The 23,262-nt window shown below is 66.6% G+C and carries 22 protein-coding genes and 1 riboswitch; of the genes, 16 read left to right on the plus strand and 6 right to left on the minus strand.

Annotation, left to right across the window (positions count from 1 at the left end; genetic code table 11):
• The first annotated feature begins 20 nt into the window (after positions 1-20).
• From ACFPQ5_RS20530 to cysM, 7 genes are all read left to right on the plus strand, one after another.
• A complete protein-coding gene (locus ACFPQ5_RS20530; RefSeq protein WP_056344442.1) occupies positions 21-326 on the plus strand; it encodes an integration host factor subunit beta in 306 nt (101 codons plus the stop codon).
• Positions 327-589: 263 nt separating this feature from the next.
• On the plus strand, positions 590-892 hold the full coding sequence (locus tag ACFPQ5_RS20535) for a LapA family protein (RefSeq protein WP_379760273.1): 303 nt from the start codon (positions 590-592) through the stop codon (positions 890-892).
• A gap of 38 nt (positions 893-930) precedes the next feature.
• Entirely contained in the window at positions 931-2,106 is a 1,176-nt protein-coding gene (gene lapB / locus ACFPQ5_RS20540; RefSeq protein ID WP_379760275.1) for a lipopolysaccharide assembly protein LapB, read from the plus strand.
• A gap of 65 nt (positions 2,107-2,171) precedes the next feature.
• Positions 2,172-3,149: a D-glycero-beta-D-manno-heptose-7-phosphate kinase gene (rfaE1, locus tag ACFPQ5_RS20545; protein WP_379760277.1), complete on the plus strand. Its 978-nt coding sequence runs from the start codon at positions 2,172-2,174 to the stop codon at positions 3,147-3,149.
• A gap of 132 nt (positions 3,150-3,281) precedes the next feature.
• The gene (locus tag ACFPQ5_RS20550; RefSeq protein ID WP_379760279.1) at positions 3,282-3,629 is read left to right on the plus strand and encodes a ComEA family DNA-binding protein; all 348 of its coding nucleotides are present in this window, start codon (positions 3,282-3,284) and stop codon (positions 3,627-3,629) included.
• A gap of 86 nt (positions 3,630-3,715) precedes the next feature.
• Positions 3,716-5,089 (plus strand): M20/M25/M40 family metallo-hydrolase, encoded by a 1,374-nt coding sequence (locus ACFPQ5_RS20555; protein ID WP_379760281.1) that lies wholly within the window; start codon positions 3,716-3,718, stop codon positions 5,087-5,089.
• Positions 5,090-5,286: 197 nt separating this feature from the next.
• Entirely contained in the window at positions 5,287-6,189 is a 903-nt protein-coding gene (gene cysM, locus ACFPQ5_RS20560) for a cysteine synthase CysM (RefSeq protein WP_379760283.1), read from the plus strand.
• Between the two features lie 97 nt (positions 6,190-6,286).
• On the opposite strand, the gene ACFPQ5_RS20565 is transcribed toward cysM, so the two are convergent.
• The 5 genes from ACFPQ5_RS20565 to ACFPQ5_RS20585 all read right to left on the minus strand — a co-directional run bounded on the left by ACFPQ5_RS20565 (position 6,287) and on the right by ACFPQ5_RS20585 (position 12,208).
• Entirely contained in the window at positions 6,287-6,631 is a 345-nt protein-coding gene (locus tag ACFPQ5_RS20565) for a hypothetical protein (protein ID WP_136219512.1), read from the minus strand.
• Between the two features lie 436 nt (positions 6,632-7,067).
• A complete protein-coding gene (gene mltB, locus ACFPQ5_RS20570; RefSeq protein ID WP_379760285.1) occupies positions 7,068-8,258 on the minus strand; it encodes a lytic murein transglycosylase B in 1,191 nt (396 codons plus the stop codon).
• A complete protein-coding gene (locus tag ACFPQ5_RS20575; RefSeq protein ID WP_379760287.1) occupies positions 8,255-10,282 on the minus strand; it encodes a transglutaminase TgpA family protein in 2,028 nt (675 codons plus the stop codon). Before ACFPQ5_RS20575 ends, mltB begins: the two co-directional genes overlap by 4 nt.
• Positions 10,279-11,283: a DUF58 domain-containing protein gene (locus ACFPQ5_RS20580; protein WP_379760289.1), complete on the minus strand. Its 1,005-nt coding sequence runs from the start codon at positions 11,281-11,283 to the stop codon at positions 10,279-10,281. Before ACFPQ5_RS20580 ends, ACFPQ5_RS20575 begins: the two co-directional genes overlap by 4 nt.
• Before the next feature lie 4 nt (positions 11,284-11,287).
• Entirely contained in the window at positions 11,288-12,208 is a 921-nt protein-coding gene (locus ACFPQ5_RS20585; RefSeq protein ID WP_379760291.1) for an AAA family ATPase, read from the minus strand.
• Between the two features lie 151 nt (positions 12,209-12,359).
• Here ACFPQ5_RS20585 and ACFPQ5_RS20590 point away from each other — a divergent pair, with 151 nt between their 5' ends.
• From ACFPQ5_RS20590 to ACFPQ5_RS20605, 4 genes are all read left to right on the plus strand, one after another.
• Positions 12,360-13,292 (plus strand): histone deacetylase family protein, encoded by a 933-nt coding sequence (locus ACFPQ5_RS20590; protein ID WP_379760293.1) that lies wholly within the window; start codon positions 12,360-12,362, stop codon positions 13,290-13,292.
• Between the two features lie 181 nt (positions 13,293-13,473).
• A complete protein-coding gene (locus ACFPQ5_RS20595) occupies positions 13,474-14,352 on the plus strand; it encodes a hypothetical protein (protein WP_379760295.1) in 879 nt (292 codons plus the stop codon).
• Positions 14,353-14,359: 7 nt separating this feature from the next.
• Positions 14,360-15,556 carry a hypothetical protein gene (locus ACFPQ5_RS20600; protein WP_379760297.1) on the plus strand — a complete coding sequence of 399 codons (1,197 nt, stop codon included), beginning with the start codon at positions 14,360-14,362 and terminating at the stop codon, positions 15,554-15,556.
• A gap of 167 nt (positions 15,557-15,723) precedes the next feature.
• Positions 15,724-16,617, plus strand: coding sequence for a hypothetical protein (locus ACFPQ5_RS20605; protein ID WP_379760299.1), 894 nt, complete (start codon positions 15,724-15,726; stop codon positions 16,615-16,617).
• A 58-nt stretch (positions 16,618-16,675) separates the two neighbouring features.
• On the opposite strand, the gene ACFPQ5_RS20610 is transcribed toward ACFPQ5_RS20605, so the two are convergent.
• On the minus strand, positions 16,676-16,933 hold the full coding sequence (locus ACFPQ5_RS20610) for a hypothetical protein (protein WP_379760301.1): 258 nt from the start codon (positions 16,931-16,933) through the stop codon (positions 16,676-16,678).
• A 194-nt stretch (positions 16,934-17,127) separates the two neighbouring features.
• On the opposite strand from ACFPQ5_RS20610, the gene ylqF reads away from it, so the two are divergent.
• The 5 genes from ylqF to ACFPQ5_RS20635 all read left to right on the plus strand — a co-directional run bounded on the left by ylqF (position 17,128) and on the right by ACFPQ5_RS20635 (position 23,223).
• Complete coding sequence (gene ylqF / locus ACFPQ5_RS20615; RefSeq protein ID WP_379760303.1) at positions 17,128-18,075, plus strand: ribosome biogenesis GTPase YlqF; 948 nt, start codon at positions 17,128-17,130, stop codon at positions 18,073-18,075.
• Positions 18,076-18,223: 148 nt separating this feature from the next.
• Positions 18,224-18,452: riboswitch (cobalamin riboswitch) on the plus strand.
• 47 nt (positions 18,453-18,499) lie between these two features.
• Complete coding sequence (locus ACFPQ5_RS20620; protein ID WP_379760305.1) at positions 18,500-20,518, plus strand: TonB-dependent receptor; 2,019 nt, start codon at positions 18,500-18,502, stop codon at positions 20,516-20,518.
• Positions 20,519-20,522: 4 nt separating this feature from the next.
• Positions 20,523-21,560, plus strand: a complete 1,038-nt coding sequence (locus tag ACFPQ5_RS20625; protein ID WP_379760307.1) for a FecCD family ABC transporter permease — start codon at positions 20,523-20,525, stop codon at positions 21,558-21,560.
• Positions 21,557-22,354, plus strand: coding sequence for an ABC transporter ATP-binding protein (locus ACFPQ5_RS20630; protein ID WP_379760309.1), 798 nt, complete (start codon positions 21,557-21,559; stop codon positions 22,352-22,354). Before ACFPQ5_RS20625 ends, ACFPQ5_RS20630 begins: the two co-directional genes overlap by 4 nt.
• Positions 22,351-23,223 carry a cobalamin-binding protein gene (locus tag ACFPQ5_RS20635; protein WP_379760311.1) on the plus strand — a complete coding sequence of 291 codons (873 nt, stop codon included), beginning with the start codon at positions 22,351-22,353 and terminating at the stop codon, positions 23,221-23,223. Before ACFPQ5_RS20630 ends, ACFPQ5_RS20635 begins: the two co-directional genes overlap by 4 nt.
• Positions 23,224-23,262: the final 39 nt, after the last annotated feature.

A 23,262-nucleotide genomic window follows, 5' to 3' on the forward strand; every position in this document is an offset into this window, starting at 1 on the left:
AGTCCGCTTGAGGCGACCAGATGACCAAGTCCGAGCTGATTGCACGACTGGCTGAGCGATATTCTCAGCTGGTCGCCAAGGATGCGGAGTACGCAGTCAAGACCATCCTCGATGCGATGACCAACGCCCTGGCGACCGGGCAGCGCATCGAGATCCGTGGTTTCGGCAGCTTTGCTCTGAACAGCCGTCCACCCCGTATCGGCCGCAATCCGAAGTCGGGCGACAAGGTGATGGTGCCCGAAAAACGGGTACCCCACTTCAAGCCCGGCAAGCAGTTGCGCGAGCGGGTCGACGCGATGGTCGGGCAGCCGATCATCGAAGACTGAAGTCGTCTGCGACGTGCAGGCAACAGAGAACGGCATCCGCGAGGGTGCCGTTTTTTTATGTCGGTGTGCGTGGAATGGTGGGCACGGGGCGCCCTCCCTACGAATACTTGCATGTCGATGGGGGCGGCGCTCATGCCCCGCACGGTCCAGCCGTAGGGTGGGCGCCCCGTGCCCACCATTCCCGCAAACACCCATCAATTTTGAAATAAACGGGCAGATATGCGACACTGCGCCTTTGCACATCCCACCGTCAGGCCCACCCGATGAAATTCGTCTCCACCCTCGCAGGATTCATCCTGTTCGTCCTGTTTTTCGGCTTCGCGCTGAAGAACACGCAGGAAGTCGATCTGAACTTTTTCCTCGGTTACGAACTGCGCGGTCCGCTGGTGCTGATGCTGCTCGCCTTCTTCATCGCCGGCGCGGCGCTCGGCATCCTGGCCATGTCGCCGACCGTGTTCCGCCACCGCCGCGAAGCCTCGCAGCACAAGAACACCGTGCAGGCCCTGCAAAGCGCCGCCGGCACCGGCAGCGCCCAGCCGGCCGCGGATGCCGTGGTACCCCGGTAACTACCCGATCATCAATAAGCAATCAAGAATAACAATCCATGGAATTTGAAACCTGGTGGCTGCTCGCCGTCCCCGTCTTCTTTGGCCTCGGCTGGATCGCCGCCCGGGTCGACATCAAACAGATCCTGTCCGAATCGCGCACCCTGCCGCGGGCCTATTTCAAGGGCCTGAACCTGCTGCTGAACGACCAGCCGGATAAAGCGATCGACGCCTTCATCGAGATCGTCACCCTCGATCCCGAAACGGCCGACATGCACTTCGCACTCGGCAACCTGTTCCGCCGCCGCGGCGAGATCGAGCGCGCGATCCGCGTCCACCAGAACCTGCTGGCGCGGCCCGACCTGCCGCAAGCGCAGCGCACGCAAGCCCAGTACGAACTCGGCATGGACTACCTGAAGGCCGGCCTGCTGGACCGCTCCGAGGAAACCTTCAACGGCCTGGTCGAAGGCAGTTACAGCGTGCAGGCAAGCAAGGCCCTGCTGGAGATCTACCAGCGCGAAAAGGAGTGGGGCCGTGCGATCGATGCCGCGACTGGCCTGCAAGCCTCGGGCGCCGGCGCGCGCCAGAAGGAAATCGCCCAGTTCTATTGCGAGCTGGCCCAGGATGCCCTGGTGCGCAGCGACCTGCTTGACGCCACGTCCCTGCTGGACAAGGCCCTGCATGCCGACCGCAACAGCGTGCGCGCGACCATGCTGCTGGGCGACGTGCTGCTGGGCCAGGGCGACGTCGAAGGGGCGATCGCCACCTGGAAACGCGTCGAACAGCAGAGCGTGCCGCACGTGGCGCTGGTCGCCGGCCGCCTGATGGACGGCTACCGCCGCGTCGGCCGTCCGCAGGAAGGCGTCAACCTGCTGCGCTCGTATCTTGCCGAAGCCTCGTCGATCGACCTGATCGACGTCGTCTTCAAGGCCGTCATTGAACTCGACGGCGTCGAGGCGGCCAAACAGCTGGTGGTCGACGAATTGCGCCGCAATCCGACTTTGCTCGGCCTCGATAAACTGCTGGAAGCGCGCCTGATGGACGCGCCGGCGCATATCTGGGAAGAGCTGTCGATGGTGAAGAACCTGATCCACGGCTACACCACCAAGCTGGCGCGCTACCAGTGCAGCCATTGCGGCTTCAAGGCGCGCCAGTATTATTGGCAATGTCCGGGCTGCAGCCGCTGGGAGACTTATCCGCCGCGCCGTACAGAAGAACTCAATGTCATGAATTAACATGGCCAACGAGACGCTACCTTCCCGCGTGGGCATGCCCACCCTACATGTCATGAATTAAGAAGATGACGAACACGATTCCAAGCCGCCTGCTCGACGGCGCAGACTACCTGCACACCGCCGCACCGAAACTCGACACCGTCCGCATGCTCGTCGTCGGCGACGTCATGCTCGACCGCTACTGGTTCGGCGACGTCTCGCGTATTTCGCCGGAAGCGCCGGTGCCGGTGGTGCGTATCGAGCGCCGCGAAGAGCGCCTGGGCGGCGCCGCCAACGTGGCGCGCAATGCGGCCGCCCTGGGCGCCCACAGCGGCCTGCTGGGCGTGGTCGGCGCGGACGAGGCGGGCACGCAGGTCGAGAGCCTGCTGCGCGATTCCAACATCCACAGCTACCTCAAGCGCGACGAAGCCATCTCCACCATCATCAAGCTGCGCGTCATTGGCCGCCAGCAGCAGATGGTGCGCATCGACTTCGAGGACGCCCCGACCGAGACCGTGCTGCGCGACAAGCTCACGCAATTCAAGGCGCTGCTGCCGGACTACGACGTGCTGATCTTCTCCGACTACAACAAGGGCAGCCTGGTCAACGTCGCCGAGATGATCCGCGCGGCGCGTGCGGCCGGCAAGATCGTGATGGTCGATCCGAAGGGCGACGATTTTTCGCCGTATGCGGGCGCCAGCATGCTGACGCCGAACAAGTCGGAGCTGAAGCGGATCGTCGGCAGCTGGAAGGACGAGGAGCAGCTGACTGCCAAGGCCCAGGCCCTGCGTACCGAGCTGGGGCTCGAAGCCTTGCTGCTGACGCGCTCGGAAGAGGGCATGAGCCTGTACACGGACAAGGAAGTGCTGCACGTGCATGCGGATGCGCGGGAGGTGTTCGACGTTTCCGGTGCGGGCGACACGGTGATTGCGACCATGGCCGCGATGCTCGGCGCAGGCGCGCCGCTCGACGTGGCCCTGGCCACCGCGAACCGGGCCGGCGGCATCGTCGTCGGCAAGCTCGGTACCGCCACGGTCACACGCGACGAGCTCTTCCCCGGGTGATTTTTTGGGTTGGGAATGAACACCCAACCCACAATGATCTACCTCAACCAAACCCGGTCAACACTCTCCATCCCGCCGCGTTAATGGCCACGGGCGGCACCCGCCGTCCGCTACCTGAACGGAGAGACACTGATGATCAAGAAACTGATGCTTGCCATTGCCGCGCTGGCCGCTTCGACCAGCTTCGCGTTTGCCCAGGTCGACGTCAACAAGGCCGATGCCGCCGCCCTCGACGGCGTGAAGGGCGTGGGGCCGAGCATGTCGAAGGCGATCCTGGAAGAGCGCAGCAAGGGCGAGTTCAAGGACTGGGCCGATTTCCAGAAGCGCGTGAAGGGCGTGGGCGACAAGAAGGCGGCCAAGCTGTCCGAAGCCGGCCTGCAGGTCAACGGCAAGGGCAAGGAAGGCGTCGCCGCGAAACCTGCTTCGGCCGGTGCCAGGGAAACGAAAGCCAAGCCGGCCGATACCAAGGCCAGCACCTGAGCCCGAAACATCGCATGTAAAGACTGCAACAAGCAGGGAGGCATGAGAAGATAGGGAAATCGATTGCAACGTTTCCAGGGAACCTCATGCCTCGTCTTCGTATCGCCGCCGGCCTCGTGGCCGGCCTGTTCGCCGCCTCCTCGCACGCAGCTTCGTCTGCACCCGCCGCACCCGACGTCACCCGCCACCAGGCCCAGATCGACAAGATCGTCGCCGAGATCTCGCCCAAGCGCATCGACGCCTACATCCGCAAACTGGTGAGCTTCGAAACGCGCCACACGATGTCGGACACGACATCCGAGACCACCGGCATCGGCGCCGCGCGGCGCTGGATCCGCTCGGAACTGGAACGCTGCGGCGCCGGGACTAGCCTGCAGGTCAGCTTCGACAGCCACATCGCCCCGGTCTCGGCGCGCATCTCGCGTCCCACCGAGATCGTCAACGTCGTCGCCACGCTGCCCGGCACCCAGGATGCCTCGAAGGACCGCCTCTACGTGGTCAGCGGCCACTACGATTCGCGCAATACCGACGTGATGGATGCGAGCGGCAAGGCGCCGGGAGCGAACGACGACGCCTCGGGCACGGCGGCCGTGATGGAAATGGCCTGCGTGATGGCCAAGTACAAGTTCGACGCGACCCTGGTCTTCATGGCGGTGGCAGCCGAGGAGCAGGGCCTGCTCGGCGCCGGCCACTGGGCGAAGACGGCGCGCGAAAAAAACCTGAACGTGGCCGGCATGTTCACCAACGACATCATCGGCAGCTCGCGCGCCGACGATGGCCGCGTCGACAACAAGCAGGTGCGCCTGTTCGCCCAGGGCGTGCCGGCGACCAAGGAAATGAGCGACACCGTGCGCCAGCTGGTGGCGACCGGCGGCGAGAACGATTCGATCTCGCGCCAGCTCGCGCGCCACGTGAAGGAGCAGGGCGAGCGCTACGTGAAGGGCTTCAAGGTCAACGTCATCCAACGCCACGACCGCTACCTGCGCGGCGGCGACCACATGCCTTTCCTCGAGCAGGGCTACGCCGCGCTGCGCTTCACCGAGCCGAACGAGGACTTCTCGCACCAGCACCAGAACCTGCGTACCGAGAACGGTAAAGTCTACGGCGACCTGATCGAGTTCGTGGACGTCGACTACACGGCCAAGGTGGCCAAGGTCAACGCCGCGGCGCTGGCCTCGCTGGCCCTGGCGCCGAGCGCGCCGCAGGGCGCGAAGGTGCGTACCGACAAGCTGGTGAACGATTCGACGCTGGTGTGGCAGGCGAATCCGGAGCCGGATGTCGCCGGTTACCGGATCGTGTGGCGCGATACGACCGCGGCGGGGTGGCAGGGTTCGAAGTTCGTCGGCAACGTGACGGAGACGACCATCAACATGTCGAAGGACAATTACTTCTTCGGCGTGCAGGCGGTCGATAAGGACGGCAACGTCAGCGTCGCCAGCTACCCGGCGCCATTACGTTGATGTAGGGTGGGCACTCCGTGCCCACGCGGTATGGGACGGTTGCCGATCGAAACGTTTGTTCGACCCGCACGCGTTGCACTGCGTGGGCACGGAGTGCCCACCCTACGTTACCTCGACGTTTCGAACTAATCCCACTCCATACGCGCTCTTGCGTCCCGGTTTAGAATGGCGTTTTGAAGACAAGCAAGAGAGCAAGCATGGCCTATAAAACCATCGAAGATACGATCGGCAATACCCCGCTGGTGCAGCTGGTGCGCATCGGCGGCGCGGACGCGGCGGCGCGCAACAATATCATTCTCGGCAAGCTCGAAGGCAACAACCCGGCCGGCTCCGTAAAGGACCGCGCGGCCATGTCGATGCTGAAGAACGCCGAGGAACGCGGCCAGATCAAGCCGGGCGATACCATCATCGAGGCCACCTCCGGCAATACCGGCATCGCGCTGGCCATGGCGGCGGCGATCCGCGGCTATAAAATGATCCTCCTGATGCCGGACAACCTGTCGATCGAGCGGCGCCAGAGCATGGCCGCCTATGGCGCGCAGATCGTGCTGACCCCGAAGACCGGCGGCATGGAATACGCGCGCGACATGGCCGACCAGATGCAAAAAGACGGCAAGGGCATCATCCTCGACCAGTTCGCCAACCAGGACAATCCGCGCGCCCACTACGAAACCACGGGTCCGGAAATCTGGCGCGACACCGAAGGCCGCATCACCCATTTCGTCAGCGCCATGGGCACCACCGGCACCATCATGGGCGTGTCGCGCTACCTGAAGGAGCAGAACGAGGCGGTGCGCATCATCGGCGCCCAGCCGGAAGAGGGTTCCTCGATCCCGGGCATCCGCAAGTGGCCGCAGGCTTACCTGCCGAAGATCTTCGACAGGTCGCGCGTGGACCAGGTGGAAAACGTCAGCCAGGCCGCGGCCGAACAGATGGCGCGCCGGCTGGCGGCGGAAGAGGGGATTTTCTGCGGCATCTCGGCCGCCGGCGCCTGCGAAGTGGCGCTGCGCATTTCGCAGACCGTCGAGAACGCAACCATCGTGTTCATCGTCTGCGACCGCGGCGATCGCTATCTGTCCACGGGCGTGTTCCCGGCGTAAGCAGGAAGCGCGCATGACAAAAGGGGCGATCGCATCGCCCCTTTTTTTCGCCCGCCGTTTCCTTCAAGGCCAGCGGCCCTGAAAGAATGTGTGGGAATTACTCGCCGCTCGATGCGCTTGGTGCCGCGCCTTCTTTTGGCTTGAACTGCTTGTCGCTGATGCGGAACTTGTTGCGGCGGTCGCCCATCAGGTAGCGCAGGTCGCGGATCGACAGGTCGCTGACTTCGTGCATGCGGATCAGGAGCGATGCGCCGACCGGCAGGCGGTGGTGGCGGATCTTCGAGATGACCGGCGGCGCCACTTCCAGGGCGCGCGACAGGGCTGCGTCGTTCTTCAAGCGCAGGTTCTCGATCAGGGTGTCCAGCAGACGGTTCGGGTTGTACTGCAACAGCTCATCCGACTCCGCGTCGCTGCTCATATCAATGCCGACTTGGTTTGTCATGATCTCAAATATTCCTATGTGGGTTACGGAAAGTCTTGCGGTTTCGTTTCCGAAAGTTCTTTCTCAAAAATCTACTCAATTGTACAACTAAATCAGGCTCTAGTACTTATGAGCAATAGAATTCGGTGTGAAGCCTCGGCTCTGTTGTCTAATCGCAACAATAGCCGCAATGCAATTCTCTCACAAACTCACGGAAAAAATAATTGTTTTTTGATTAAATTTAAGTGTAGAGGAAACAGAAGTTGCGCCGCGCACGTTTCAAAATGATATGCACGAATAACAACATTGGAGGGAGTATGCCGCGCCTGTGAATGTTTCCATAGAGTACAGAAACCGGCGGGAGGGGATACACCGGGGGAGTACCCGGCAAATAGAGGCGCTGTGGTTGAGCAATAACTGCCGCAGCGCTCTTACAACCTGTTACAACTTTCCAACACTACAATGCTTGTGCCATGCGCGCCTCGCGCACGGCCCGGCCCAGGTCGATTACCGACATGGCGTAGAAATAACTGCGGTTGTACTTGGTGATGGCAAAGAAGTTATCGTTGGCCACCCAGTACTCGGTCGCCTCGGCGCCATTCTGCAGGTCGACCAGTCCGTACAGGCGATGCGCGGGCAGGGCCGCCGGGGTGATGACGCCCGCCGCTTCCAGCTCGTCCGGACGCAGGGTGGCTTCCAGGCCGCGGCCGAGCAGCGGTTCCCAGGCGCGGGTGGCGGACACATCCACCGGCATCACGTTCGGGCCGGTGTCGCTCGGCTTCCAGCCGTGCTCGATCAGGAAGTTGGCGACGCTGCCGATCGCATCCGAACTCGAGTTGCGCAGGTCGATGTGGCCGTCGCCGTCGAAGTCCACGCCGTATTTCAGGATATTGCCCGGCATGAACTGCGGCATGCCGACGGCGCCTGCAAAGGAGCCAAGCAGCGTAAACGGGTCGATCTTCTCGTGGCGCGCCAGCAGCAGGGTGTTTTCGAGTTCGCTGCGGAAGAATTCGGCGCGCGCGGCCTTGTTCGGCGCATCCGGATAGGCAAACGCGAGCGTGGTCAGCGTATCCAGCACGCGGAAGCGCCCGGTGTCGCGGCCATAGATGGTTTCGACGCCGATAATGCCGACGATGATCTCCGCCGGCACGCCATAGGTCGCTTCGGCGCGCGCCAGCGCGGCTTCGTTTTCGTTCCAGAAGCGCAGGCCGGCATTGATGCGGATCGGCTCGATGAAGCGTGCGCTATAGGCTTGCCAGTTCTTTGGTTTACCCGGCGGCGCCGGCTTCACCAGCTGCACCGCGGAGTCGACGAAGCGCACCTGGCGCATCTGCGCTTCCAGTTCGGCGCGGTCGAAGCCGTGCTTGACGACCATCTCGTCGACAAAGGTGCTGACGGCCTGCCATTCGCCGAAGTTGATCGGCTCGCCGGTGTAGTCGATGGCGGAGACGGCCGCTACGGCGGCGGCCGCGGCCATCGCCTTGCGCGCCTTGGGCGCGGTCTTCTTCGACGGCGCGGCCTTGGTCTTGGCGGCCTTGGCCTTCACGACCTTGGCTTTGGAGGGCGGATGCTTCGCCGCTGCGTCGGCATCGATGTGGGGAGCTGCTGCAAAAATGAGTGCTGCGAGTGCTGATACGAAAGATTTCATCGAACTTGCGAAAGTAAGCGCTTCAGGGTCGCGGCCAGATGGGCGTCTTTGGCCGCGACTGCATGCGGCGCATAGCGCCAGGCGCTGTAACGGCCGAGGAACTCGGCGGCCGCCGCTTCCGCGGGCGGTGCGAGTCTCGCTTCAGCACGAATGCGCGCACTGTAGGCACTCGGGCTCTCATCTGCCGCCCGCGCCAGACCCAGGCGGGCAAGGCGCGAACACAAGGCCGAGTATAGCGCATCGATCGGGTCGATTCCCCGGCGGCGCAGGAAGATTCTCCATAGGAACAACACAGTTATCAGGGTGGCTAGCAAGACTGGCATGCGCCAGTCGAACACCGACGCGCGCACGCTGTCGACCACGCTTTGCTGGCGCTGCGGCGTGTAGTTCAGTACCCACTGGTTCCAGCCGTTGTTGACGGCGCCGGCCGCGTAGCGCATCTGCGCCAGCCAGGAGTTGGCGCCGCCTTGCTGCATGAAGCGGCCCAGGCCCTCGATGCCGAAGGGCGGACGCGGCGGGATCGCGCCTTCCAGGCCGCGCCGCACCCGTTCCGGCGCCACCGCCGCGGTCGGATCCACGCGCACCCAGCCTTGGCCGGCCAGCCAGACCTCGGCCCAGGCGTGGGCGTCGGACTGGCGCACGGTGACGTAGCCGTCCAGGGGATTCAGTTCGCCGCCCTGGTAGCCGGTGACGACCCGCGCCGGCACTCCGGCGGCGCGCATCAGGAAGACGAAGGCGCCGGAGTAATGTTCGCAGAAACCGGCGCGGCTGCCGTAGAGGAAATCGTCGACGGCGTCGCGTCCCAGCAGGGGCGGGTTCAGCGTGTACACATAGTTTTCGCGCCGGAAGCCCTGTAGCACAGCCTCCACGCGGCGCCGCGGATCGCGCTCGGCGCGCAGGCCCAGGCCGGCCAGCAGCGCGCGCGGATTGCTGTTGGCCGGCAGTTGCAGCCAGTGATCCGCATCCGGCGGCAACGCATCCTTCTGCAGCCGGTAGTCGAGGAAGGACAGCATCCGGTAGCGCAGGCGCGATTCGAGCGGCGAGGCGGCCATGAGTTCGAATTCGCCCGAGACGTCCACGCGCTTGCCCTCCAGCTCGGGCAAGCTTTGCGGCATTTCGAGCGCGAACAGCCAGCGCGAGGAGGAGGAGGAGGAGGGCTCCAGCGTGATGTCATACGCGACCGGATTGCCGGCCACGGTGAGTGCCAGCGGCTCCTGCGCGGTGCGCTGGCGCGTGCGTGCATCCAGCCGGGTCCAGGTGCGGCCGTCGTAGGCGCCCAGCACCGGGCCGCGCCAGTACAGCTGTTCCTGGCGCGGCACGCGGCCCTCGAAGCGCACGCGGAAAGCCGTCTCGCCCGATTGCGCCAGGTTCGCCATCGTCCCGGGCGCCATCGTTTCCGACAGCCCCGAGCGCGCACCAAGGGCGTCGCCCGGCACGCCCCACAGCGGCCCTTCGATGCGCGGGAACAGGAAGAACAGGGCAAGTGCCAGCGGCGCGGCCAGGCCGAGCAGTTTCGCGCTCATCAGGAAGCGCCGGCGCAGCGGCGGCACGGCTCCCGTGAACTGGAAGCTCAATTGGGCCGTGAGCAGGGCCAGCACCGACAGCGCCATCAGCAGCGCCGTGCCGATGCCCTGTTCGTAGAAGAAGTTGGTCAATACCAGGAACAGGCACAGGAACACGACCACGAACAGGTCGCGCCGCGCATGCATCTCGAGCATTTTAAAAGCGACCAGCAGCACCAGCATCGCGACCCCGGCATCGCGCCCAAGCAGGGTCTGGTAGCTGTGGGCGACGCCGAGCATGGCGCCGGCCGCCAGCGGCAGCAGCAGCAGGCTGGGCGGCATGCGCTTGCCCTGCAGCGTGATGACGCCACGCCACAGCAGGGTGAGCGCGCACAGTCCCGACACCCACAGCGGCAGGTGCGCCACGTGAGGCGCCAGCACCAGCAGGGCGCTGCAGAGCAGCAGCAGGGTGTCGGCCTTGTCGCGCGACAGGCCCTGGAAGCGTGCGAACAGTGTGTTCAACGCGGCGCTCCCAGGCCGTGCAGCGCCAGCGCGCGCAGGCAGGCGGCCGCGTGGGCGGGACCGCTGGACGCTTCGAAGGAGGTGGCGCCCAGGCGGAAGGCATAGGGCAGGGCGCGGCTTTCCGCTTCCAGCACCCAGCGCGTCATGCGCGACAGGCGCAGTTCGAGGTCGAGCTGCGGCGGCAGGGCGGCCAGGTCGAGCACCAGTTCGTCGCGCGCGCCGCCCTCGAAATGCTTGGTGGCGAGCTGGCCGCCGTCGAGCGGATCGAGACGGGCGATCTGGCGCCAGGCCAGGCGGCGCAGCGAATCGCCCGGCTGGTAGGGACGCACGCCGGCGAAATCGTCCTCGCCTCCCGCGCCGATGCCCACCGCACGCGTGCCGCTGCTGCCGCGCGGCAGGGCCGGCGCGTCTTCCTCGGGGAAGGGATAGACCAGGGCGCGCAGGTCCGGCTGCCAGTAGCTCCAGGCGCGAAACAGGCCCAGCGGAAAGCGCGTGCTCAGCACCAGGCGCGGCGCGGCCAGCCAGCCGCGCCTGTCGGTCGGGACGGACAGGCGCAGCGTGGTCTCGCCGCCGGCGGCAACGTCGGCCGCGTGGCGCGGCGCGCCCTTTCCCTCGCTGTCGACCCGGATGGCGTAGCGCGGGCGCTTGCCGGCGTCGATCAGCTGCAGCTCGAAGCTGGCTTCCTGTCCGGCGAAGACCGCCGGCGTGCGCCCGGCCTTCAGGCGCAGGTGGGCCAGGTTGCGCCAGGTGAGCACCATGTCGACCAGGGCGCAGGACAGGGCGAGAAAAGTCAGGGCATAACCGAGGCCCAGGTTGTAGTTGATCGACCCGATCAGGAGCACCAGCAGCAGGGCGCCGAAACCCAGGCCCGGCCCCGTGGGCAGGATGTAGATGCGGCGCTGGCCGAGGAACAGTTCGCTGGTGGCGCGGGCTTCGCGCCGCATGCGCCACGCACCGCCTTCGGCGTGAGCTTCGGCATGCAGCGGGCCGGTACGGTCCATGCTCTTACACCGGCACCGATTTTTGCAGCTGCAGCACCAGGTCGCGGCTCGCTTGCGCCATGCCCTGGGCCGATTTCAGCGGCCGCAGGCGGTGCGCGCAGACCGGCACCAGCACCGCCTGGATGTCTTCCGGCAGCACGTGGTCGCGTCCTTCGAGGGCGGCCCAGGCGCGTCCGGCCTGCAGCAGGGCCAGGGCGGCGCGCGGCGACAGGCCTTCGGCGAACAGGGTGCCGGCGCGCGAGGACTGGGCCAGCGCCTGCACGTAGTCGATCAGGGCGCTGGAGGCGTGGATCGAACGCAGCGCAAGTTGGGCCTCGATCAGTTCTTCCGGATTCATCGCCGCCTCGATCGAGCGCAGCATCACGCGCCGGTCCTCGCCCATCAGCAGGGCGCGTTCGGCGGCGGCGTCCGGATAGCCCAGCGACAGGCACATCAGGAAGCGGTCGAGCTGCGATTCGGGCAGCGGGAAGGTGCCGACCTGGTGCGCCGGGTTTTGCGTGGCGATGACGAAGAAGGGTTCCGGCAGCGGGCGGGTCATGCCGTCGATGCTGACCTGGCGCTCTTCCATCGCTTCCAGCAGGCCCGATTGCGTCTTCGGGGTGGCGCGGTTGATCTCGTCGGCCAGCAGCACCTGGGTGAAGATCGGACCGGGGTGGAAGGCGAAGCCGTTCTTCTCGCGCTCGTAGACGGAGATGCCGGCGACGTCGGCCGGCAGCAGGTCGCTGGTGAACTGGACGCGGTTGAATTGCAAACCCAGCGACAGCGCCAGCGCGTGCGCCAGGGTGGTCTTGCCGACGCCCGGCACGTCCTCGATCAGCAGGTGGCCACCGGCCAGCAGGCAGGTAAAGGCGAGGCGCACCTGCTGGTCCTTGCCGACCACGATCTGGCCGACCTGGCGGGCGGCGGCGTGCAATTTGTTGAACATGCTTTGGGTTCCAATGGTCGAAAATGCGGAGCAGGGGGCGACATGGTAGATTAGCGACATTGGCAACTTTTCTTTCCACGCAGCGGCACCGTCCGGATGATTCTATGCGAGAACGGATCATCCCGGTGTATGGCTGAGCAGCAGGACGATCATGAGCACAGCAATCTTCAGCCATCCCGACTGTTTAAAACACGACATGGGCGCCTGGCATCCCGAGTGTCCGGGCCGCCTGCAGGCGATCGAAGACCAGTTGATCCTGGCCCGGCTCGACGGCCTGCTCGAGCGCCGCCTGGCGCCGCTGGCCGAGATTCCCGCCATCCTGCGCAACCACACCGAAGGCGCGCTGGCGCTGGTGCGCGACCACGTGCCGGCCAACCCGGGCGAGACCTATCCGCTGGATGGCGACACCCTGCTGTGCCACGCCAGCTATGACGCGGCCCTGCGCGCGGCCGGCGCCGCCCTGGCCGCGACCGACGCCGTGCTCGCGGGCGACATCGACAACGCCTTCTGCGCGATCCGCCCGCCCGGCCACCATGCGACGCCGAAAGAGCCGATGGGCTTCTGCCTCTTCAACAACGTCGCCATCGCGGCGCGCCACGCGCTCGATGGGCACGGCCTGGAGCGGGTCGCCATCGTCGACTTCGACGTCCACCACGGCAACGGCACGGCGGACGCCTTCCGCGACGATCCGCGGGTGCTGATGGCAAGCTTCTTCCAGCATCCCTTCTATCCGTTCTCCGAACCCGAACCGATCACGGCGACCAGCGTCAACGTGCCGGTGCCGGCGCGCAGCGGCGGCGATGTGGTGCGCCAGGTGGTGCAGGAGTACTGGCTGCCGGCTTTGCACGCCTTCAAGCCGCAGATGATTTTCGTGTCGGCCGGCTTCGACGCCCACCGCGACGACGACATGGGTGGTATGGCGCTGGTGGAATCGGACTACGCCTGGATCACGCAACAGATCATGCAGGTGGCGCGCGAGCACGCGCAGGGCCGCATCGTCAGCTGCCTGGAAGGCGGCTACGAATTATCGGCCCTCGGCCGCAGCGTCGTTGCACACCTAAAAGTTCTAGCGGAACTTGATTAAAGGCAAATATTCTTTGCATTGGCAGTAAAACAACGAAATATTCTTCTCTCCCGAGTTCAATTGACTCGCATCTAGCTCAGGCATACAGTCGGCTAGCCGCAGGACGCGGCAACGCCTGGCTCAGCCGGCAGTGATGGCCCGATACAGGCGTCCACATAAGAAATGGAGAACGGAGATCATCGTGAAGAAAGCATTACAACTCGTAATGGCGGTCTGTCTCATGGCCGCTTCAAGCTTCGCAGCCGCAACGAACTACACGCTCTGGATCAACGGCCGCACCGGCGGCGGCGTCATCGGCAACTACAACAGCTGGACCTACTGGGGCCCGGGCACCACGGCCGCCGGCATCAACAAGAAATCCGTCAACTGGGACGGCCGCAACAGCATCGCTTCCCAAAGTGGCTACGTCCGCAACGCCCTCGACTGCTTCTGCACCGGTAACAACTGGTGCTATGTCGTGACCCACAGCGCCGGCGACCTGATGATGGGCTACGTCATGGCCAACTACGGCGGCTCGGCGCGCGTCAAGAAGAACGCGGTCGCCAATTCCTCCGGCGTGTGCGGCAACAGCGACGGCAGCTCGCAGACCGGCTGGAACATCAAATGGGTGCGCGCCGCGTCCGGCGCGGGCGGCGGCTCGGAACTGTCCGACGCCGGTTCCTGGACCACCTCCGAACCCCTGGTGCAGGACCTGAAAACCAGCACCGCGCGCGCGATGTACAACCACAACACCACGCGCAACGTCTGGTTCTACATGTACGCCGGCGCCAAGGGCACGGCCTATTCGGGCATCCTGCCGGGCCAGGACGACGAGGCCGTGGCCTACCACAGCACCGGCGGTGTCGCCGGCAGTTCGGGCGGGTCCTACTGCAATCCGAGCGACTGGCTGTGCAACGACCTGACGCTCGGCACGGCGGCCAACGAGGGCGGCTCGCTGAAGTGGAGCTACCACTCGGTGAGCTTCCGCGACGACAACGAGGCCTATAACCACTACGCGAACGGCAACTGGGGCGGCATCGTCGGGGTCGTCCGTAGCGCCGTGGTGAACAGTGCCCTCTGAGCGTCCCATGAAACGCTGGCTGCCCGCTGTCCTGATCGTAGCGCTGCTGGGGCTGATTGCCTGGCTGGCGCTGCGCGGCGACGGGCAGCCGGCCGCCGCCGTGGCCGCCGCGCCCGGCGGCGCGCCGTCAGGTCCGCAGTTCTTCGGCCAGGTGGCCAGCCAGCCTCAGTCCGCGCCCCCCGGCGAACGCGCGCGGCAGCGCCAGCAGCTGGTCGAATACGTCGAGCTGACCGACCACACCTATTGCAGCTACCGCGAGGGCAGCGCCTATCCGCCGGGCTCGCAGCCGATGTCGCGCAATCCCGACCAGGCCTATCCGAACCGGCCCGTGCTCGAATCGAACCCGATGCGCGGCGATGACCGCCGCAGCAATCCGGACATCCTGCTCCAGACTTCGCAGTCGCGCGTGTATCTCGCGGCCGGCGAATCCGTCGCCTTTTCGCTGCGCGCGGTCGACCGTACCGGCGCCGCGGTGCCGCTGGTCGTCACGCGCTCGCTCGCCGCCGGCATCGTGAACACGGGCGCGCGCGGCACGCCGCAGGTGCCGCTGGCGTTTGCCGAGGACGGCGCGGGCGCCTACGCCGGCGTGCTGACCCCAAGCCAGACGGGCCTGGCCAGTTTTGACGGCACCATCCGCACCGAGGTGCGCTACACGGCGGGAGGCAAGAACGGCGTGCTGATCTTCGACGTCATCCATTCGCCGCGGGTGCCGGCCGTCTGGGCCGGTCCGCCGCGCGAAGCGATGGAAGAGGGCGCCCTGGTATTCGTGCTGCGCGCCGACGTCAGGAAGCCGGGCCGCTACATCGTCACCGGCCGCATCGACGATGCCCAGGGCCGGCCCTTCGCGCTGGCGACCTTCAACGAGGTGCTCGGGCCGGGTCCGAACGACATCAAGTTAACCGTGTTCGGCAAGCTCATGCACGATGGCAAAGCGGCGCTGCCCCTGCGCCTGCGCGACGTCGACGGCTACCTGCTCAAGGAAAACACCGACCCGGACCGCGAACTGATGCCGCGCCTGGAAGGCAATGTGCTGACCAGCCGCAAGCGTTCGCTCGAGGGCGTGTCGGAAGCGGAATGGGAAAGCGAGGAGCGCCAGCGCCACCTGACGGAATTTGCGAAAGACCGCAAGGGCGCGTTCGAAGCGCTGGCGAAGTTCGACCCGGCCCAGCCGCTGCCGCCGAGCGCCTGCGGGCCGGTGCAATAGGTTTCGGCGCCGCGCTTGCGGGCGGCGCCGGCTTCAATCCACTGTTCAGTATCCTTCCCCCAACGCCGCCGCGCGCACGGTTGACGCCGTGGTGCGCTCGTCCCAAGAATGGCCGTTAGCGGTCGGCCGTCGCCACGTCCCACTGCAACCAGAAGATGGAGGATGACATGGGACGACCAGCACGCCTTGCGCTTTCACTTTGCCTGCCCGGCCTGCTTTTTGCGGGCACTGCCGGCGTGGCCGGCGCCACCAACTACACCTTGTGGATCCACGGCCGCACCGGCGGCGGTGCGATCGGCAACTACAACGACTTCGCCTATTTCGGCCCGAATACCGTGGCGGCCGGCGTCAACAAGAAGTCGGTCAACTGGGACGGCCGCAGCGGGGTCGCCTCGCAAAGCGGCTATGTCCGCAATGCGCTCGACTGCTTCTGCACCGGCGAGAACTGGTGTTATATCGGCGTCCACAGCGCAGGCGACATGCTGATCGGCTATACGCTGGCCAACTACGGCGGCTCGGCGCGGCCCGTGACGACGGCCCAGCCGAACGCGGCCGGCGTGTGCACGGCCAGCGCGGGGCGCACGCAGACCGGCTGGAACATCCGCTGGGTGCTCGTCGCGGCGGGCTCGGCGGGCGGCAGCGAACTGGCCGACATCGGCGCCTGGACCACCAGCGAGCCCATGGTCCAGCAGCACAAGGTCGCCACCGCGCGCGCCCTGTACAACCACAACGATACGCGCGGGGTCTGGTTCTACAACTACGCCGGCGCGAACGGCACCCTGTATTCGTTCACGCTGCCGGGCCAGGACGACGAAGTGGTGGCCTACCACAGTTCCGGCGGCGTCTCGGGCACGGGCGGCAGCTCCTACTGCAACCGGGGCGACTGGTTCTGCGACGACCTGACGCTCGGCTCCGGTCCCAACCAGGGCGGACGCCCCAAGTGGGCCTACCACTCGGTGATGTTCCGCGACGACGGTGAAGACTACGGGCACTATACGGGGCGCAACTGGGGCGGGATCACGTCGCTGGTGCGGCGCGATATGGACGCGTGGGCACGCTAGAGACGGGAACGGGAGGGGCAGCGGCTGTCCCTCCCGGGGAAGACGGCGCCGGCCCGGATCATCCGGCGCCTGCGTGCTTGTTGGCACGCTTTTCCGCGGCGCTCGGCCGCTTGCCGACCACGTAGACCACGTACATTGGCTGGGCGGCGCCGGCCTGCGGCTGCGCCAGCTCGGTTTCGCGCACCACGCTGACCGGGCTGGCCGGCCTGGCCGTGCGCTCGGCCGGCCGGTCCAGGCAGGCCACCACGGCCAGCCCGGCAAAGGCCCCGAAGATCCATACCTCGACGTTGCGCGCAAGGTGCATGAACTGCCTCATCTGCTTCTCCTTCACGGTGGATGCGAGCGGCCGGGAACGGCCGTCTTCCCATCGTGCCCGTCCAGCCTGACTCGATATTGCAACGAATCAAGCCGAAATCATTCCTATTGGAAACAGAACCACATCCGGGCGGGACGCTGGAAGCATGGGCAGCGTAAAATACCGCCTCGTTCGCAGAAATTTGAAAGCACAGCATGTCGATACAATGGTTCCCAGGCCACATGAACTCCGCCAAGAAGCAGGCGGAAGAGCAGATGGAGTTCGTCGATCTCGTCATCGAGGTCCTCGACGCGCGCCTGCCCGAGGCGAGCTGCAACCCGCTGGTCGACCGCATGCGCAAGTTTCGCCAGCGTCCGGTACTGAAAATCCTGAACAAGATCGACCTGGCCGACCCGGCTGCGACGGCAGCCTGGAAGGCCTATTACGATGCCCAGCCCGGCGTCACCGCCTATCCGATGACGACCAAGAAGCCGGCCGACGTCGCGCGCATCCCGGCGCTGGCGCTGTCGCTCGCCCCGCACCGCGGCGTGCCGACCAAGCCGCTGCGCATCATGATCATGGGCATCCCGAACGTCGGCAAGTCGACGCTGATGAACGCGCTGCTGAAAAAGCGCGTGGCGAAAGTCGGCGACGAACCGGCCGTCACCAAGACCCAGCAAAAGCTGTATCTCGACAAGCACACGGTGCTGGTCGATACCCCGGGCCTGATGTGGCCGAAGATCGAGATGGCCAGCGACGGCCTGATGCTGGCCGCCAGCCATGCGATCGGCACCAATGCGCTGATCGAGGAGGAGGTCGCCTTCTTCCTGGGCGACGTCCTGCTCGAGCGCTATCCGCAGCTGCTCACCGCCCGTTACGGCTTCAAGACCGAGGGCCTGGACGGCATCGGCGTGGTCGAGAACGTGGCCGCGCGCCGCGGTTTCCGCGTGCGCGGCGGCGAGTTCGACGTCGAGAAGGCGGCGCACGTGCTGCTGCACGATTACCGCAGCGGGGCGATTGGGCGCATCAGTCTCGAAACCCCCGAGACGCGTGCGGCCCGTCTGGAGGCGCACCGGATCGAGATGGAAGAGAAGGCGCGTATCGCGGCCGAGAAGGCGGCGTTGAAGGCCGAAGAGGCGATGCGCGGGAAGCGCGGGACGTAACAGCGTTTCGATCGTTCATCGGCCGCGTGACGCGTGGGCTCGGAGAGCCCACGCTACGCTGCGCAGCCGTTGTAGGGTGGGCTCTCCGAGCCCACGCGGTTCACCGTGTGAATCGCCCGCACCTTCGACCTCATTGCGTTGACAGGTATATAATGCACCCCGTTCTGGTGCCCGCGCACGCAATCCGCATGCGCAGTTAAACGGGAAACACGACGCCACGGCGCCTCCGGCGCCCGGCCAACGTGTGCTGCCCCCGCAACGGTCAACAAGCGTCGCTCCGGCGACAGGCCGCCTCGAAAACCACTGTGCCACAGGTGCAGGAAGGTGAGGCGGTCCCGCTTGCCAGCCCGGATACCGGCCAGGACAGGTGGACCTCGTCGCATGGCGACGTCCGTTGAATCCGACTTGCGGGGACGCAGGCCGGATGCACACCCTATCGAAGAACTACAACATGACTTTTGCTGCTGTTTCGAACAGCGCGCCGGCCCTCAAGCCGCTCGCGCTGGCCTGCGCCGTTTCCCTTTCCCTGTTCGCCGCGGCGGCCCACGCCGACGAGCAAGCCCTCACCACCGTCCACGTGACCGGCGCCCGTTTTCCGAGCGACGCCGCCTTGCCGCCCGTCGGCGCGACCGTCATCACGGCCGAGGAAATCCGTACTGCCGGCGTCAACGACGTCAACGCCGCGATTCGCAAGATCGGCGGCGTGTACGGCCGCCAGAGCCTGACCGGCTCGCCCGACTTCGGCCTCGACCTGCGCGGCTTCGGCACCAACAGCGCCCAGAACCTGGTGGTCCTGGTCGACGGCGTGCGCATGAACGAAAACGAACTGACCGACGCCGTGCTGTCCACCATCCCCGTCGACACCGTCGAGCGCATCGAGATCACGCGCGGCGGCAGCAGCGTGCTGTACGGCGAAGGCGCGACCGGCGGCGTGATCAACATCATCACCAAACGCGGCGCAGAAGCCGGCTACCACGGTACCGTCGTGATGGAGGCCGGCCAGCGCCACCAGTTCGACACCCGCGCCTCGCTGCGCCATGGCGAGGGTCCCTTGTCCTTCGATATCGCGGCCGACCGCCAGGGCACCCACAACGACCGCGAGAATGCCCAGTTCCGCCAGAAGAGCATCAGCGGCGGCGTCCAGTGGGCGCAGGACGCGACCCGCGTCGGCCTGCGCGTCGAGAGCGCGCGCCAGGACCAGCGCTTCCCCGGTTCGCTGACGATCGAACAGTTCGAGCAGAATCCGCACCAGACCAATACCCCGACCGACTTCGGCACGCTGTCCACCGACCGCGTTACCGCCTTTGCCGAACAGCGCATCGGCAGCGTCGAACTGGCCGCCGAGCTGTCGCACCGCGAACGCAAAGTCAGCTCGAACTATGATTTCGGCGGCTTCATTTCGGAGTCGGCCTACCGCAGCCGCCAGACCCAGTTCTCGCCGCGCCTGCGCCAGATCACCCGTTCCGGCGGCCTGCTGAACGAGGCCGTCGCCGGCGTCGACCTGATCCGCTGGGAGCGCGGCGACGACCTGGGCTTCGGCACCTGGGTCCGCCAGCGTTCGAACGCACTCTACCTGCGCGACGAGATGCGCTGGGACAGTGCCTGGAATGCGCGCCTCGCCGTGGGCGGGCGTCACGAAAAGTTCAAGAAGGACAGCAGCGCCCCCTTCGAGGCCGGCAATCCCTTCTCCGGTCCGCCGAACGGCAGCCGCTCGCTGAACGCCTGGACGCTCGAAGGCAGCATCGATCCGCTGGCCGGCGTCACCGTACACGCGAAGGCAGGGCAGAGCTACCGCATCGCCAATGCCGATGAAAACGCTTTCCGTTCCAGCACCGGCCTGCTCGAACCGCAAACCTCGCGCGACCTGGAACTGGGCGTGACGGTCGGCGACAAGGCGCGCCAGGTATCGGCACGCGTGTTCCGCCACCGCCTGCGCAACGAGATCTTCTTCGATCCGACCGTGACCGCGCTCACTCCCTTCGGCGCCAACACCAACCTCGACCCGACCCGCCGCCAGGGCATCGAACTCGACGCCGCCGCCGACCTGCCGGCCAACCTGCGCCTGAGCGGCCACGTCCAGCACGTGCAGGCCGAATTCACCGACGGTCCGAATGCCGGCCGCGAGATGGTGCTGGTGCCGAAGAACGTGCTGACCGCGCGCCTGGCCTGGCTGCCGGGGAATGGCCAGACGGCCGACCTGGGTGTCCAGTACGTCTCGAACCAGCGCTACGGCAGCGACTTCGCCAACGACTGCGGCGCGCGCATTCCCTCGTACACGACTGTCGACGCGCGCTATGCGGTCAAGGTCGGCGCCTGGGAATTCGCCGTCAATGGCCTGAACCTGGCGGACCGCCAGTACTACAGCCAGGCCTTCGGCTGCCGCAGCGGCATCTATCCGAGCGACGGACGCCAGCTCAAGCTGTCGGCGCGCTACGACTTCTGATGTCGTGAACGTGCTCGCCGCCGCCTCGCCCGCACGCAGGCGCGCCACGCTGGCGCTGCTGGGCGCGTGCGCGCTGGCGGCGCTGCTGGGCGCGGGCCTGGCCGGCTCGGTGCCGGTGTCCCTCGCCGACATGCCGCGCGCGCTGGCCAGCCTGCTGGCCGGCACGCCCGACGGCATGGCGGCGACCCTGCTCGACCTGAGATTGGGCCGCGCCAGCAGCGCCTTCGTCACCGGCGCGGCGCTGGCCTTGGCTGGGGTCATGATGCAGGCGCTGGTGCGCAATCCGCTGGCCGATCCTTATGTGCTCGGCGTCTCTGCCGGCGCGGCGGTGGGCGCGCTGGCGGCACTGCTGTTCGGCGCGGCGCTGTGGCTGGTCGACGCCGGCGCCTTGCTTGGCGCGGTGGCGATCTCGCTGCTGCTCTACCTGCTCGCCCGTCGTGATCTGGGCGGCGGCAGGGGAGGCGTGCGCACCGGAGAATCCGGCGTGCTGCTGCTGACCGGCGTCGTACTGGCCTCGGCCTGCATGGCCCTGGTCACCCTGATGCTGTCGGTGGCGCCCGAGTCGCGCCTGCGCGGCATGGTGTTCTGGATGATCGGCGACCTGGCCGGCGCTAACTGGCGCTTGCTGCCCTGGGTCGTGCTGGCCGGCGCGCTGCTGCTGGCCCTGCGCCAGGCGCGCGCGCTGAACGTGATGGCGCTGCATGCGGATGCCGCAGTCACTTTGGGCGTGAACGTGGCAGGGCTGCGCCGCTTTCTGTTCATCTGTTCCGGCCTGCTGACGGCCTGCGCGGTCACCACCGGCGGCAGCATCGGCTTCGTCGGCCTGGTGGTGCCGCACGCCTGCCGCCACGCCTTCGGACCGGACCACCGCATCCTGCTGCCGGCCGCCGCACTGGCCGGCGGCGGCTTCCTGGTGCTGGCCGATACGCTGGCGCGCACGGTGCTGGCGCCGCAGCAGCTGCCGGTGGGCGTGCTGACCTCGCTGATCGGCGTGCCCGTGTTCCTGTTCCAGCTTCATCAACTTCATTTACGTTCGCGATGATCGCCACCCATGACCTGACCCTGCGCGTGGGTACGCGCCTGCTGGTGGAACGCCTGGACTGGCGCGTCGAGGCCGGCCAGAGCTGGTGCGTGATCGGCCCCAACGGCGCGGGAAAAAGCACGCTGCTGCGCACGATCGCCGGCCTGCGTCCGCTTGATGCCGGCAGCGTCAGCTTGAAAGGCAAGCCGCTGCCTGAGTGGCCGCTGCCGGCGCTGGCGCGCGAGCGCGCCTATCTTGCCCAGTCGCGCGGCGACGCCTTTGCCTACCGCGTGATCGAGACCGTGCTGATGGCGCGCCATCCGTATCACGCCGACCGCTACTGGGAAGGCAGCGACGACCATGCCGCCGCCGAACTGGCGCTTCGTACTCTGGATGTGCTGCACCTGGCCCAGCGCGACGTGCGCACGCTCTCCGGCGGCGAGCGCCAGCGCGTGGCGATCGCCGCGCTGCTGGCCCAGGACACGCCGCTGCTGCTGCTCGACGAGCCGGCCAACGCGCTCGACCTCGCGCACCAGGTGGCGATGACGGAACTGCTGGCCGGCCTGTGCCGCGAGCAGGGACGCGCCATCGTCAGCATCGGCCACGACCTGAACCTGGCCTGGAGCGGCGCCACCCACGCGCTGCTGCTGCACGGCGACGGCCAGTGGCGCGCCGGCCCGGTGGAGGAGGTGATGCGCGCCGAGCTGCTCGGCGCCTGCCTCGGCCACCCGATCGCCGTCATCGAACATGGCGGTCGCACCATCTTCCTGCCCGCGGCGCAAGAGAGCGCCGCCCCCATGCGGAGAGTCCAATGAAAACCTTGTTCCTGGCGCTGCTCGCCTTGGGCGCGCCGCTGGCCCAGGCGGCCGTCAGCGTGGTCGACGACAGCGGCAAGCAGGTCGTGCTGGCCCGACCGGCCCAGCGCGTGATCTCGATGGCGCCGCACGTGACCGAACTGCTGTTCGCGGCCGGCGGCGGCGCGCGCATCGTCGGCGCCATGAACTACAGCGACTATCCCGAAGCGGCGCGCAAGATTCCCCTGATCGGTTCGAACAGCCAGATCGACCTCGAGCGCGTGATCGCCCTCAAGCCGGACCTGCTGATCGTCTGGCAGAGCGGGAACACGGCGCGCCAGATCGAGCAGCTGCAGAGTCTCGGCATCCCCGTATTCCACAGCGAGCCGCACAGCTTCGCGCAGGTGGAGACGAATTTGCTGCGCTTCGGCCGCCTGCTGGGCACGGACAAGGACGCGCAGGCGGCGGCCGCGCAGTTCCGTGCCAAGGTCGAGGCCCTGCGCACGCGCTACGCGAGCCGGCCGCCCGTCACCGTGTTCTACCAGGCCTGGGACAATCCGCTGTTCACGCTCAACGGCGAGCAGATCGCCAGCGACGCCATCCGCGTCTGCGGCGGCCGCAACATTTTCGCCAACCTGAAGACGATCGCGCCCCAGGTCAGCATGGAGGCGGTGGTGCAGGCCGATCCGGACGCCATCGTCGGCGGCAAGCTGTACACGCCGCAGGACCGCGGCCTGTCGATCTGGCAGCCCTGGCGCGGCATGAAAGCCGTACGCCACAACAACCTGTTCACGCTCGACGAGGAATTGCTGACCCGGCCGGGCCCGCGCATCGTCGACGGCGCCGCGACCTTGTGCCTGCGCCTGGACGAGGCGCGCCGGCGAAGGTAAGCAGGCGTTTCACCGGTAAGCAAATGCAAAAAACGGCGC

The sequence above is a fragment of the Massilia suwonensis genome, assembly GCF_042655665.1.
In the GTDB taxonomy this organism is placed as follows: domain Bacteria; phylum Pseudomonadota; class Gammaproteobacteria; order Burkholderiales; family Burkholderiaceae_D; genus Telluria; species Telluria suwonensis.